14 protein-coding genes are annotated in these 12,809 nt (G+C 29.2%); 6 read left to right on the top strand and 8 right to left on the bottom strand.

Features of this window, described 5'->3' with window-relative positions; genetic code table 11:
• Window positions 1-64: 64 nt before the first annotated feature.
• Window positions 65-1,267 (bottom strand): outer membrane beta-barrel protein, encoded by a 1,203-nt coding sequence (locus BLU40_RS00920; protein ID WP_090118783.1) that lies wholly within the window; start codon window positions 1,265-1,267, stop codon window positions 65-67.
• Between the two features lie 15 nt (window positions 1,268-1,282).
• Window positions 1,283-1,819, bottom strand: a complete 537-nt coding sequence (locus BLU40_RS00915; protein ID WP_090118782.1) for an RNA polymerase sigma factor — start codon at window positions 1,817-1,819, stop codon at window positions 1,283-1,285.
• Between the two features lie 89 nt (window positions 1,820-1,908).
• Here BLU40_RS00915 and BLU40_RS00910 point away from each other — a divergent pair, with 89 nt between their 5' ends.
• Both BLU40_RS00910 and BLU40_RS00905 read left to right on the top strand, forming a co-directional pair.
• Window positions 1,909-2,886, top strand: coding sequence for a LuxE/PaaK family acyltransferase (locus BLU40_RS00910; protein ID WP_090118781.1), 978 nt, complete (start codon window positions 1,909-1,911; stop codon window positions 2,884-2,886).
• A gap of 1 nt (window position 2,887) precedes the next feature.
• Window positions 2,888-3,289: a hypothetical protein gene (locus tag BLU40_RS00905; RefSeq protein WP_090118779.1), complete on the top strand. Its 402-nt coding sequence runs from the start codon at window positions 2,888-2,890 to the stop codon at window positions 3,287-3,289.
• Between the two features lie 66 nt (window positions 3,290-3,355).
• Here BLU40_RS00905 and tyrS read toward each other — a convergent pair whose 3' ends face one another.
• Window positions 3,356-4,642: a tyrosine--tRNA ligase gene (gene tyrS, locus BLU40_RS00900; protein WP_090118777.1), complete on the bottom strand. Its 1,287-nt coding sequence runs from the start codon at window positions 4,640-4,642 to the stop codon at window positions 3,356-3,358.
• Between the two features lie 151 nt (window positions 4,643-4,793).
• Here tyrS and BLU40_RS00895 point away from each other — a divergent pair, with 151 nt between their 5' ends.
• Both BLU40_RS00895 and BLU40_RS00890 read left to right on the top strand, forming a co-directional pair.
• Complete coding sequence (locus tag BLU40_RS00895; protein ID WP_090118775.1) at window positions 4,794-5,795, top strand: SDR family oxidoreductase; 1,002 nt, start codon at window positions 4,794-4,796, stop codon at window positions 5,793-5,795.
• Between the two features lie 4 nt (window positions 5,796-5,799).
• Window positions 5,800-6,378 carry a hypothetical protein gene (locus BLU40_RS00890; protein ID WP_090118773.1) on the top strand — a complete coding sequence of 193 codons (579 nt, stop codon included), beginning with the start codon at window positions 5,800-5,802 and terminating at the stop codon, window positions 6,376-6,378.
• A gap of 4 nt (window positions 6,379-6,382) precedes the next feature.
• Here the strand turns inward: BLU40_RS00890 and BLU40_RS00885 are convergent, their stop codons facing one another.
• From BLU40_RS00885 to BLU40_RS00875, 3 genes are read right to left on the bottom strand one after another with little or no spacing between them, the layout of a single operon-like run.
• Window positions 6,383-6,811, bottom strand: coding sequence for a DUF4296 domain-containing protein (locus BLU40_RS00885; protein WP_090118772.1), 429 nt, complete (start codon window positions 6,809-6,811; stop codon window positions 6,383-6,385).
• A 1-nt stretch (window position 6,812) separates the two neighbouring features.
• Entirely contained in the window at window positions 6,813-8,153 is a 1,341-nt protein-coding gene (locus tag BLU40_RS00880; protein WP_090118771.1) for a dihydroorotase, read from the bottom strand.
• 14 nt (window positions 8,154-8,167) lie between these two features.
• Window positions 8,168-8,887, bottom strand: coding sequence for a polyprenol monophosphomannose synthase (locus BLU40_RS00875; protein ID WP_090118769.1), 720 nt, complete (start codon window positions 8,885-8,887; stop codon window positions 8,168-8,170).
• A 70-nt stretch (window positions 8,888-8,957) separates the two neighbouring features.
• Here BLU40_RS00875 and BLU40_RS17870 point away from each other — a divergent pair, with 70 nt between their 5' ends.
• Both BLU40_RS17870 and BLU40_RS00865 read left to right on the top strand, forming a co-directional pair.
• A complete protein-coding gene (locus BLU40_RS17870) occupies window positions 8,958-9,623 on the top strand; it encodes a DUF4271 domain-containing protein (protein WP_090118767.1) in 666 nt (221 codons plus the stop codon).
• Between the two features lie 16 nt (window positions 9,624-9,639).
• On the top strand, window positions 9,640-10,386 hold the full coding sequence (locus BLU40_RS00865; RefSeq protein ID WP_090118765.1) for a uroporphyrinogen-III synthase: 747 nt from the start codon (window positions 9,640-9,642) through the stop codon (window positions 10,384-10,386).
• Window positions 10,387-10,440: 54 nt separating this feature from the next.
• Here the strand turns inward: BLU40_RS00865 and radA are convergent, their stop codons facing one another.
• Both radA and BLU40_RS00855 read right to left on the bottom strand, forming a co-directional pair.
• A complete protein-coding gene (gene radA, locus BLU40_RS00860; protein WP_090118763.1) occupies window positions 10,441-11,796 on the bottom strand; it encodes a DNA repair protein RadA in 1,356 nt (451 codons plus the stop codon).
• Window positions 11,797-11,822: 26 nt separating this feature from the next.
• Window positions 11,823-12,809, bottom strand: a complete 987-nt coding sequence (locus BLU40_RS00855; protein WP_090118761.1) for a lysylphosphatidylglycerol synthase transmembrane domain-containing protein — start codon at window positions 12,807-12,809, stop codon at window positions 11,823-11,825.

Here is a 12,809-nt window from a genome sequence, read left to right as displayed (position 1 = left end):
CCATTTTAATACTAAAATGGCTTTCTTCATTCAATATTTGGTAACCAGCCAAATAATAAACCAACTAAAACTTATAATTTAATCCTGTATAAACTCCTAGATAGTATGGTAACACACTTCCAGAGTTTTTTGAAAAGGTATTTGTTTGAACTTTAAACATTGGTGAAACGTTTATGTATAGGTTTTTTCTAATTGAGTAATCGACATCTAGCCCAATATTACCGCTAAAATTAATTGAGCGTAAATTGTTAGACTCTCCTAAGCTTTGTGTAAAACTATTTGTTTCTACAAAAACTTCATCTTTATTTAATAATAACGTACTAAAACCTCCAATTAAATTAACACCAACTTTACCGTTTGTAACGTTATATTTTAATTCTACAGGTATTTCTACATAACCAAAAACCTGATTTAAACTACCAATATTGTTTTCTAAAGGCAGTGCTGCATTTTTGCTTGCCACCCCTTTTGAAGCGTATAAATTATTATCTATTGGAGACGTTGATAAGTTTGAAAACCCAACTACTGACACATTTGGGTTTACATATACATTATTAGTTGTATACCCCATATTAATAAGGTTTACACCAGATTGTACACTAAACTTATCGTTTAACTGATATGCAAATTTTACTCCGTATGAGTAAGATGAATTTCCAGAAATTGGGTTATCTCCAAACTGAGAATCAACTCCAGAACCATCTCCAAAAGAGTTTAAGTAAATAGGAGCATAAATAGTTGCAACGGTAAATTTATTAGACACTGGTTGTTTAATATCTATATTATCGGTTGCTTTATAAAGTTGATATTTTTCTTTTTTTAATAATTGATTGTTAGGTAAGGTTTCATTTTCTAATTCAGAATTTTCAGTATCAGAACCTGCAATTTCTTCTAACGATTCAATATCTATTTTACTACTTGTAGATTTTATTTTTTTGGCAGTATTTAGTTTTGTTTTTGAAGTTTTATTAGTTTCTTCAACAACTAGTACAGTATCAACATCTACAGTTTGTTCATTTTCTTCAAAATTTAAAAACTGACTAGCAATTGAATCTTTTGGTAAAAAATAAATGGCACTTATACTAAATATAAACAACAGCATAGCTGCTGCACTCGCAATTTTAACCCAAGTTGGTACACTGCGTTTTCTTACTTTTACAGGAGCTAGATTTTTTTCAATTTTATTCCACGCATTGTTTGGCGGAAATACTTCAAAATCTTTTAATTTCTCCTGAAATAGTCTATCTATGTTCTTATTATCCTTCACTTCTACCTATTCTTCTTATATAGATTCTTGTTGTTCTTGATGACTTTCAATTTTTTGTTTCAAAATTGCTCGAGCTCTAGCTAAATTAGATTTAGAAGTACCTTCGGCAATTTCTAACATTTTTGAAATTTCTTTATGCGAATAACCATCTAACACGTACAAATTAAACACTAATCTGTAGCGTTCTGGCAATTCACCAATTAGGCTAAGCAAAAAATCTAAAGAAATATCATCGTCATCAATATCAACAATAACCTCATCAGGTATCTCTTCAGTAACAATGTTTAATACTCTTCTACTTCTATACTTTTGTAAAACAGAATTTAACATTACTCGCTTAATCCATCCTTCAAATGATCCTTTAAATTTAAACTGCCCAATTTTATCGAAAATAACTATAAAGCCATCTTGAAAATTATCTTGAGCCTCTTGTTTATTTTTAGAGTACTTAAGGCATATTGAGAATAATTTACCAGCAAACAAGTGGTAAATTTCCTTTTGTGCCCTTCGATCATTTTTAGCACACTCTTTTATGAGCTTATTTAAACTCAAATAGCGAACGTTTTAATTGTTAATAAGATACCTAAAAAGAATATAGGTTGCGTAAATTTACATTACTTTTGCTTCGATTCCCAAAAATTATGGAACTAAATAGCATTTTTAACATACAAAACACTGCTGAATTTGAGCAAAAATCTCTTGAAATTTTCAAGTTTCAGGCGGAAAACAATTTGGTATACAAAACGTTTTTAACTCATTTAAAAACAAATGTTTCGGCTATTAATTCTATAAATAAAATTCCTTTTTTACCTATTCAGTTTTTTAAAAGTCATTCTATTCTTTCTTCAACAAAAAAAGTAGAAAAAACCTTTTTAAGTAGTGGAACTACTGGAATGACACAGAGTAAACATTTGGTTACCGATATAAATATTTATGAAAATAGTTACTTAAAGGGCTTTCATCATTTTTATGAAAACATAGAAAATTATACAGTTCTAGCTTTACTTCCTGCTTATTTAGAACGAGAAGGATCGTCGTTAATTTATATGGTAGATGATTTAATTAAAAAATCTAAAAAACCAAACAGTGGTTTTTACCTAAATAATTTAGAAAAATTAGCTAAAACTTTAATAAAATTAGACCAAAATGGCGAAAAAGTACTACTTATAGGTGTTTCTTTTGCTTTGCTAGATTTGGTTGAATCTTACCAATTTAACTTAAAAAATACCATTGTTATGGAAACCGGTGGTATGAAAGGACGAAGAAAAGAATTAATACGCGAAGAGTTACATGCAATTTTATCTAACGGTTTTGGTGTTTCTAAAATTCATTCGGAATATGGTATGACCGAGTTATTAAGCCAGGCTTATTCAAATGGAAACGGTATTTTTAAATGCCCACCTTGGATGAAAATTTTAACTCGCGATCCTGAAGATGCGTTAACTATTTTTCCAGAAGGAAAATCTGGAGGAATTAACATTATTGATTTAGCCAATATAAATTCTTGCTCATTTATTGCTACGCAAGATCTAGGGAAAACCTATGCTAATAATACTTTTGAAGTTATAGGTAGGTTTGACACGTCTGACATTAGAGGTTGTAATTTAATGGTTTTATAGTATGAATGAAATTAATTTATTTGCTTGTTTAGCTAAAATTAATAGAGAATTATATATCTATTTTTCTAATATTCAAAAAGAAAATTTAGCAAAAAAACTAACCTTTAGGAACCGTTCACAAGGAGATCTTGAAAATTTTCCTTCAGTTCCAATTATTTTTGTTTGGTGTTATATATGGGAATTTGAAGATGTAAAACATGAAATTACTTTTGAAATTTGGAAAGATACTACGTGGATAATGCGATCGGAGTATAATACAGAAGAAAGACCTTATGTAAACAATCATTTAAAAAGTGATTTTCTATTTGATTATTCATACAATAATGTTCTAGATATGGTCAATAATTCTGAGGAAGTGAAACAAGAATTTATTTCTTTTTTTGAAAAAAAATTTAAGTTGTAAAATTTCTTCATAAAACAAAAAAGACCACTTTTCAGCAGTCTTTTTTTATATTGAGTTCATTAAAAGTTAAATTACTTTCAACAAGAAATAACTTTTCTTACCGCGTTGTAAAAGCACAAACTTATCTGCAATTAGATCGTTTGCAGAAATTACAAATTCTTCTTTTACTTTTTCTTTGTTCACAGAAATAGAATTTTCTTTTAATGCTCTACGAACTTCTCCGTTAGACTTTAAAAATCCATTATCTGCAAAAGCTGGCACAATTTCCAATCCGTTTTCAATAACAGATCTTTCAATTTCTGCTTGTGGTACGCCATCAAAAACATCTAAAAATGTTTGTTCGTCCAAACTTTTTAAATCATCTGCTGTAGAACGTCCAAATAATATATTTGATGCTTTAATAGCGTTATCATAAGCCTCTCTACCGTGCGTCATTACAGTAACTTCTTCTCCAATTTTCTTTTGAAGTAAACGCATATGTGGCGCTTCTTTATGCTCAGCAATTAAAGCTTCGATAGTTTCTTTATCTAAAAACGTAAATATTTTAATGTATTTTTCAGCATCTTCATCAGAAGAGTTTAACCAATATTGGTAAAATTTATAAGGTGAAGTTCTACCAGCATCTAACCAAACGTTTCCTCCTGCTGTTTTTCCAAATTTAGTTCCATCTGCCTTAGTAATTAATTTACAAGTTAAAGCATACGCTTTTCCTTGTGCTTTACGCCTTACCAATTCTGTACCAGTAGTAATATTTCCCCATTGATCAGAACCTCCCATTTGAAGTTTACAATTTTTCTCCTTATATAAGTGGTAAAAATCGTATCCTTGAAATAATTGGTATGTAAATTCAGTAAAACTCATTCCTGTTTTAGCATCAGAACCTAAACGTTTTTTTACTGAATCTTTTGCCATCATGTAGTTAACTGTAATATGTTTACCAACATCACGTACAAAATCGATTAATGAAATTCCTTTCATCCAATCGTAGTTATTTACCATTTCAGCTCCATTTTCAGCAGTTTCATCAAAATTTAAAAAACGTGCTAATTGGCTTTTTACTCCTGCTACATTTTTATTTAGTGTTTCTTCATCTAACAAATTACGCTCGTCAGATTTTCCTGAAGGATCACCAACCATACCAGTTGCTCCACCAACTAATGCTATTGGATTGTGCCCAGCTTTTTGAAAGTGCATTAATATAATAATTGGCACTAAACTACCAATATGCAGAGAGTCTGCAGTTGGGTCAAAGCCTATATAACCAGTTGTTTTGTTTTTTAATAAGTATTCTTCAGTTTCAGGCATTATGTCGTGCAACATGCCTCTCCAACGTAGTTCTTCAACAAAATTCATTTGTAAAAATTTTAATTTCAGCAAAGATAAAATTTTACTTTATAGTTAACAGTTTAAAACTATAGTTTTTTCAGCCTCTATTTTAAACCTTTCAACAAATAAACAATTGAACTATTTATTATAAAACAAACATTTTTGTTACATTCGTTTTATGATTTTAGTTACTGGTGGAACTGGCTTAGTTGGTTCGCATTTATTATATCAACTTTCATTAGAAAATGAACCTATACGTGCTATTAAAAGAAAAAATAGCGATGTAGCTGGTGTAAAAAGAGTTTTTAGTTATTATACTTCTAATTTTGAAGCGCTTTTTAATAAAATTAAATGGATAGAAGCCGATATTACGGACATTTCAACACTTAATAATGCATTTAAAAATGTAACTAAAGTATACCATTCTGCTGCATTAATTTCTTTTAATCCTAGAGATTACCGAGCTATGCGAAAAATTAATATCCATGGCACGTCTAACATTGTTAATTTTTGTATTTCTAAAAATGTTGAAAAATTATGTTTTGTAAGCTCTATTGCCACTATAGAAAAGTCTGTAAATAAAAAGCTAATTACTGAACTTGACGAATGGAGTTTTGAAAAAAACAATTACGGTTATGCCATTACAAAATACGGCGCTGAAATGGAGGTTTGGAGAGCCTCGCAAGAGGGTATTCCAGTTGTAATAGTAAATCCGGGAGTTATTTTAGGTGCAGGCTTATGGAAAAATGGTCCTGGTGCAATTTTTGACAAAGTGTATAAAGGTTTAAAATTTTATTCTGAAGGCGTAACTGCTTTTGTTTCGGTTGAAGATGTTGTAAAAGCTATGACCAAATTAATGCAAAGCCCTATTAAAAACGAACGCTATATTCTAGTTTCAGAAAACATATCTTTTAAAGATGTTTTCTTTAAAATTGCCGATAATTTCAACAAAAAAAGACCTACGTTTAAAACTTCGAAATTAATGAGCGAAATTTTATGGCGATTAGAGAGTGTTAAAACTTTTATATTTAATAAACAACCCATTTTAACTAAGCACTCAGCAAAATCTATACATAACAAACATTATTACTCTTCAGAAAAAATAAAAAAAGATTTAAATTTTACTTTTGAACCAATAGAAAACTGTATTAAACGTGTTTGTAAATTATATTTAAAATAATAAAATGAGTCTAGAATTTCTAAATATTGCCAATTTACTAACTAAAAATCAGACTTTAAATCAAAAAATAATTACGCTTTTTTACACTGTTAGAGATATTCCTTACGGGAACATTGGCTCTAGAAATGCTATAGATGTTTACAAACAAAATAAAGGTACTTGCTCTGGAAAACACGCACTGTTAAAAGAGCTTTATGTGGCTATTGGTGTTGAAGTAAAAGAGTTTATTGTAATGCACTCTTTTAATGAAATTGGAGTTGATTTTCCAAAAAAAGTTCAACAAATATTAGATAATACAAATATTGTTGACCCTCACAATTTTATTAAAATAAAGGTTAATAACCAATGGCTAACTATAGATGCAACATGGAATTTACAATTAAAACAATTCAATTTTCCTATAAATGAAATTTGGAATGGTAATAAGTCTATGCCTATTTCTGTAAAATGCACCAATGAAGTTTACGAAACAACACAACCAGAAAAATTAAAAAAAGAGTTAATACAAAAACTACCAAAAAAAGTACAAAACCAACGCTTACTTTTTTTAAAAGAATGTACAAAATGGTTAGATAGCGTATAAATAATTATTTAAAATCTTTTATAATACTATCTTTTGAAATGGTCTTTGCTTTACGTTCAATTCTTTTAAGTGAATCTCTCACTTTTAATTCGCTTTTAAAAATCTCTTTTTTTTGTTCTAGCCTTTCACTTACTTCTTTTAAAATATCGCTATAATCATCAATTCTAGAAGTATAGTAAACATTACTAGCATTAAAAGCTGTTGAATCTATTTTATATTTTTCAAATATTAGTGGAAAATAATTAACCTTACGCTCTAAGTTTAAATTTTTAATATTGTTTCCGCCAGTTGCCATAAGCATATCGGTAACAATACTAACCATTTGATCTTTAGCAATTAAATTATCTGGCTTTTTATAAATAGTGTTACTTGTACAAAAGGTTAGTAATGAACAAGTAAGTATTAATATTATGAACTTTAATAGAGTTTTCATTTTATCTATTAAAAACTAAACGTTTTCCTTTAACATCATCTTTAAATTTACCATTTGCATAAACAGCAATACCATTTACAAATGTGTAAATAATTTTCGAATAAAAAGTAGTTCCTTCAAAAGGAGACCAACCACATTTATATAAAATATTTTCTTTTTTAACTGTCCAAGGCGAAGCGTTATCTACCAAAACTAAATCTGCATAATACCCTTTTTTAATAAATCCTCTTTTTTCAATTTTGAAGATTTTAGCTGGGTTATGGCTCATTTTTTCAACAATTTTTTCTATTGAAATTTTACCCTGTCTATTTGCTTTTAATAAAGCTGGCAAAGCGTGTTGAACTAATGGCCCACCACTTGGTGCTTTAGTATATACTTGTTTTTTTTCTTTTAAAGTATGTGGTGCGTGATCCGTAGCAATAATATCAATTCTATCATCTAATAATGCTTTCCAAAGACCTTCTTTATCTTTTTCTGTTTTTACAGCAGGATTCCACTTTATAAAAGTTCCTTTTTTCTCGTAATCACTTTCATCAAACCATAAATGGTGTACACAAACTTCAGCTGTAATTTGTTTTTCTTCTAAAGGAATTTTATTTGTAAATAATTTTGTTTCTTTTTCTGTAGATAAGTGAAAAACATGCAATCTTGCTCCAGTTTTTTTGGCAAGTTCTATTGCTTTTGATGAAGATAAATAACAAGCTTCTTCGCTTCTAATTTTCGGGTGCATTTCAATAGGAATATCTTCTCCATACTGCTCTAAATAGCTCTCTAAATTAGCCTTAATTGTTGCTTCATCTTCACAATGAACAGCAATTAACATTTTTGTTGAAGAAAATATTTTTTCCAAAACTTCTTCATTATCAACCAACATATTACCCGTAGAAGAACCTAAAAACAATTTAATACCCGCAACATTTTTTGGGTCGGTTTTTAATAACTCCTCTAAATTATCATTAGTACCGCCAAACATAAATGAATAGTTAGCATAAGAAACCTTTGAAGCATTTTCAAATTTTTCTTCTAACAATTCTTGAGTTGTAGCTTGTGGAACTGTATTTGGCATTTCTATAAAAGAAGTAATACCTCCAGCTACAGCAGCTCTACTTTCTGTTTCAATATTCGCTTTATGTGTTAAGCCAGGCTCACGAAAATGTACTTGATCATCAATAACTCCTGGAATTAAATATTTTCCTTCAGCATCAATAACTTTCGTATTTGCCGATTTTGAACTAATCGAAGAATCTATATCTACAATAAATTCTCCATCAATTAACACATCACCTTCAAATACTTTACCTTCGTTTACTATTTGAGCATTTTTAATTAGGGTAAGACTCATTTTTTTCGATTTTTTTATTTAGGTAATCCTTTCAAGCGCATTTTAATTACACCAAAAACTGCTTCAGAAATTATTGAACCACTAAGCTTTGATGTTCCTATTTTTCTGTCGGTAAAGATAACAGAAACTTCTTTGTGTTTAAAATTTCTTTTCCAAGCTTTAAATTTCATTTCAATTTGAAATGCATAACCTATAAACTTAATCTTACCTAACTCTATGTTTTCAAGTACTTTTCTGTGGTAACATACAAACCCTGCGGTTGTATCAAAAATTGGAATATTCGTAATAATTTTCACATATTTTGAAGCAAAATATGATAAAAACAAACGTTTAAAATCCCAATCTACAACATTAATTTTATTATTCAAATATCTAGATCCAATAGAAAAATCTGCTCCATCAATAACGCAAGCATTATACAAACGAATTAAATCTTTTGGATTGTGCGAAAAATCTGCATCCATTTCAATAATATATTCGTATTCTCTATTTAAAGCCCAATTAAAACCGTGAATATAAGCTGTACCTAAACCATGTTTTCCTTCTCTATTTTCAATAAATAAGTTAGAGAACTCTTTTTGAAGCTTATTTACTATTGCAGCAGTACCATCAGGTGAATTATCATCAACCACCAAAACATCAAATTCCTTTTCTTGAGAAAAAACTGCTCTAATAATAGCTTCTATATTCTCCTTTTCATTATAAGTTGGAATTATTACAAGTGTATCTGACATATCTTTAATTAAGCGGCAAAGATAAAACAATTTATTACTAAATTTGTGTTAATAAAAACAACTGTATTTAATGAATGATGCTTTAAAAATAATACACCAAAACAACGATTGGTTAACTTTTGTTTTTATTGCTATTTTAACCATTTTAGCTTTTGTAAAGCTCTTATTTTCAGACCAATTAAAATACACTAGTGTTTTATTTATTTCAAAAAAATATTTACTTATTTACTTTGGTAAAGAGAAGAGAGCTGTATTTAATTTATTTCAAATTTCTTTATTTGTTATTCAAATATTAGTTATTTCATTGCTTTTTCAGCTAATAATTACGCATTTTGAATTAAAATTTAGCCAGTTTAAACCTATAAAACTATATTTTTTACTGCTTTTTGCAGTTATTTGTTATTTTGGAGTTAGATATTTTATAGGTATTTTAATTGCTAGTTTATTTAACCTTAAAAAAAAGCATGAACAAATTATACACGAAAAAACAAACTACCTTAACAATTTGATTTTATGGGTTTTACCTTTTTTTATAATTACTACATACACTGTTAAATTCAAATTATTTTTTCTAAAAACAACAATAATAATAGGTGTTATTTTACTTGTTTTTAGATATACACTACTCCTAATTAACAACAAAAAGTTAATTTTTAACAACTTGTTTTATTTTATTTTGTACCTTTGCGCACTTGAAATAGCACCTTTATTAATCATTTTAAAATTAGCTGTTTAACCACAAAATTGAAGTTATGAAAGTGAAGACAATTTTGGTTTCCCAACCTGCACCAAAAACAGAAAATTCACCTTATTTTGAATTATCTGAAAAACAAAAAGTTAAAATAGACTTTAGATCTTTTATTCACGTAGAAGGAGTTCCTGCAAAAGAAGTTAGAGCTCAAAAAATCGATTTATCAAAATACACTGCAATTATACTTACAAGTAGAAATGCAGTAGACAATTTCTTTAGAATTGCTGAAGAAATGCGCTTTACAGTTCCTGATTCGATGAAATATTTTTGTCAATCTGAAGCTGTTGCTTACTACTTACAAAAATACGTAGTTTACAGAAAACGTAAAATTTATGTTGGTACTAGAACTTTTGCTGAATTATCTAAGTTAATTAAAAAGTATAAGGATGAAAAATTCTTACTACCTTCTTCAGACAAATTAAAACCTATTATTCCAGAAATTTTAGACGAATTAAAAATTGATTGGGATAAAGCTACTTTATTTAAAACTGTAGTTAGTGATTTATCTGACTTAGAAAATGTTTTTTACGACATATTAGTTTTCTTTAGCCCTTCTGGAATAGATTCTTTATTCAAAAACTTTCCAGACTTTAAACAAAACGATACAACAATTGCCGTTTTTGGAAACTCTACAATTAAAGCTGCAACAAAAGCTGGCTTAAAATGTAACATTCAAGCTCCAACGCCTGAAACTCCATCTATGACAATGGCTTTAGACAAATATATTGCTGAAGTAAATAAAAAATAATTACTTTTAAAAAAGTAAAATTGAAAGCTGAGTTTAAACACTCAGCTTTTTTTGTTAAAATAAATTGTTAAAAACATCATCTACTTTTGTAATTTTTACAACCTGAATTTTAAAGTTAGAATGATTTATTTTATTGAATTTTGACACAAATATTTTATGAAATCCGAGTTTTTGAGCTTCTAAAATTCGTTGCTCAACCCTATTCACAGGTCTAACTTCACCAGCTAAACCTATTTCGGCAGCAAAACAAAAATCTTGTTCAATAGCATCATCTTCATTCGAAGACATAATTGCACTTACAACTGCCAAATCAATTGCCGGATCATCAACTTTTATTCCTCCAGCAATATTCAAAAACACATCTTTAGCTCCTAACCTAAAACCTGCTCGTTTTTCTAAAACTGCCAGCAACATATTTAAACGCTTAGTATCATAACCTGTTGCCGAACGTTGTGGCGTACCATAAACTGCAGTACTAACCAATGCTTGAACTTCAATCATTAGTGGACGCATACCTTCTAAAGTAGCTGCAATTGCGGTACCGCTTAAATTGTCATCTTTTTGAGAAATTAATATTTCTGATGGATTTTCTACCTCTCTTAATCCAGTAGATTGCATTTCATAAATACCCAATTCAGCTGTAGAACCAAATCTATTTTTATTTGCTCGTAATATTCTATAAGAATGATTTCTATCGCCTTCAAACTGCAAAACCACATCTACCATATGTTCTAAAATTTTTGGTCCTGCAATAGCACCATCTTTAGTTATATGGCCAATTAACAACACTGGCGTAGCAGTTTCTTTTGCGAATTTTGTAAGCTCTGCCGTAGTTTCTCTAATTTGAGAAATTGAACCAGGTGAAGCTTCAATATAATCGGTATGTAATGTTTGAATAGAATCAATAACCAAAACATCTGGTTGAATTTCTTCTATTGCTCTAAAAATATGCTGTGTATTGGTTTCTGTTAAAATAAGGCAATTATTATTCGCTACACTTAACCTTTCTGAACGCATTTTAATTTGCGCTTGACTCTCTTCACCAGAAACATATAATATTTTTTTTGGTATAGCCAAGGCTATTTGCAACAACAAGGTAGATTTTCCAATTCCAGGTTCTCCTCCTAACAAAAGCATAGAACCTTTTACTAAACCTCCACCTAAAACTCTATTTAATTCGCCATTTTCTGTTGAAATTCTATCTTCTTCATTTAAAACAATTTCTGCAATTTTTAAGGCTTTATTTACCTTTTTAGTTGAAGTTGTTTGTTTCCAATTTCGTTTTTCTTCTTTCTGAATTACTTCTTCAACAATTGTATTCCACTCTTTACAAGAGGTACATTGCCCCATCCATTTTGCATATTGCGAACCACAATTTTGACAAAAAAAGGTAGTTTTTGTTTTAGCCATTTTTTAATTTTAGAACACTAAAGGTATTAAGAAATTTTGTTTCCTATAAATTTATTATAGAAAGGAAGAAGTACTAAAGATAACGAACCAAACAATATTACCATTATTGTTTGTGCTGTCCACATTATCCAACCAAATGCTAAAGCAGCATTGTTATCTATTTTGTATAAGACCAAAGCACTAGCCACAAAAACTGGATACGTACCTAAACCTCCGTTTGTAAGCGCCATACTTAAAGCACCAACTACAAAACAAACAACTACAGCTCCAAGAGAAAGATTACTTGTTTCTGGTAAAGAAAAAGTTACCACATACATCATTAATATATACATTACCCATATAAAAAATGTATGAAAAATAAATTCCCATTTTCTACGCATTGTTAAAATACTAGTCAAACCTTCTAGTAAACCTTTTATAAAGGATATAATTTTTGCAATGTATGGGTTTGTAGATTTTTTAAAATATCTATACGTAAAAAAACCAATTATTGGAAGCACTCCAAACATTATAACTTTAGTATAAATACTACTTTCACCATCATCTTTAAATAAATAACCACTAATTAATTCTGATTGTAAAAAGAAAGCAATTGCAATAATACCAAATAACATAATAACATCGGCTACACGCTCAGCTACAATAGTACCAAATGCTTTTTCAAAAGGAATTTTCTCGTATTTTTTTATACTTGCTGCACGTGCCACTTCGCCTGAACGCGGTATTAATAAGTTTAATAAATACGCAATTAAAACAGCCATAACACTATTAGCATACCTTGGTTTATACCCCATTGGTTCTAACATAAAATGCCAGCGATAAGCTCTAGACAAATGACTAAGAACGCCAAACAATAAAGATAAAGCTACCCACCAATAATTTGCAGTTTTAAACGAGTTGGTTATAGATTCAACATCTTGAGGAGACAACTTGGATAGTGAGTACCAAATTAAAAATACTCCCAAGGCTATTGGGAGTATTAATAGTACTGTTTTTTTTATTTTTTTGCTCAA

Origin of the sequence: Lutibacter oricola (assembly GCF_900106565.1) — a bacterium.
Taxonomy (GTDB): domain Bacteria; phylum Bacteroidota; class Bacteroidia; order Flavobacteriales; family Flavobacteriaceae; genus Lutibacter; species Lutibacter oricola.
Note: the sequence above shows the minus strand (reverse complement) of the source record. Positions and strands in the feature narration are given on the sequence as shown.

What these genes read in the sequence shown, in the direction of transcription:
- radA (WP_090118763.1), bottom strand. Translation starts at nt 11,796, where the DNA reads ATGGCTAAAACAAAAACTACCTTTTTTTGTCAAAATTGTGGTTCGCAA.
- BLU40_RS00905 (WP_090118779.1), top strand. Translation starts at nt 2,888, where the DNA reads ATGAATGAAATTAATTTATTTGCTTGTTTAGCTAAAATTAATAGAGAA.
- BLU40_RS00895 (WP_090118775.1), top strand. Translation starts at nt 4,794, where the DNA reads ATGATTTTAGTTACTGGTGGAACTGGCTTAGTTGGTTCGCATTTATTA.
- BLU40_RS00880 (WP_090118771.1), bottom strand. Translation starts at nt 8,153, where the DNA reads ATGAGTCTTACCCTAATTAAAAATGCTCAAATAGTAAACGAAGGTAAA.
- tyrS (WP_090118777.1), bottom strand. Translation starts at nt 4,642, where the DNA reads ATGAATTTTGTTGAAGAACTACGTTGGAGAGGCATGTTGCACGACATA.
- BLU40_RS00885 (WP_090118772.1), bottom strand. Translation starts at nt 6,811, where the DNA reads ATGAAAACTCTATTAAAGTTCATAATATTAATACTTACTTGTTCATTA.
- BLU40_RS00865 (WP_090118765.1), top strand. Translation starts at nt 9,640, where the DNA reads ATGAAAGTGAAGACAATTTTGGTTTCCCAACCTGCACCAAAAACAGAA.
- BLU40_RS00910 (WP_090118781.1), top strand. Translation starts at nt 1,909, where the DNA reads ATGGAACTAAATAGCATTTTTAACATACAAAACACTGCTGAATTTGAG.
- BLU40_RS17870 (WP_090118767.1), top strand. Translation starts at nt 8,958, where the DNA reads ATGAATGATGCTTTAAAAATAATACACCAAAACAACGATTGGTTAACT.
- BLU40_RS00875 (WP_090118769.1), bottom strand. Translation starts at nt 8,887, where the DNA reads ATGTCAGATACACTTGTAATAATTCCAACTTATAATGAAAAGGAGAAT.
- BLU40_RS00890 (WP_090118773.1), top strand. Translation starts at nt 5,800, where the DNA reads ATGAGTCTAGAATTTCTAAATATTGCCAATTTACTAACTAAAAATCAG.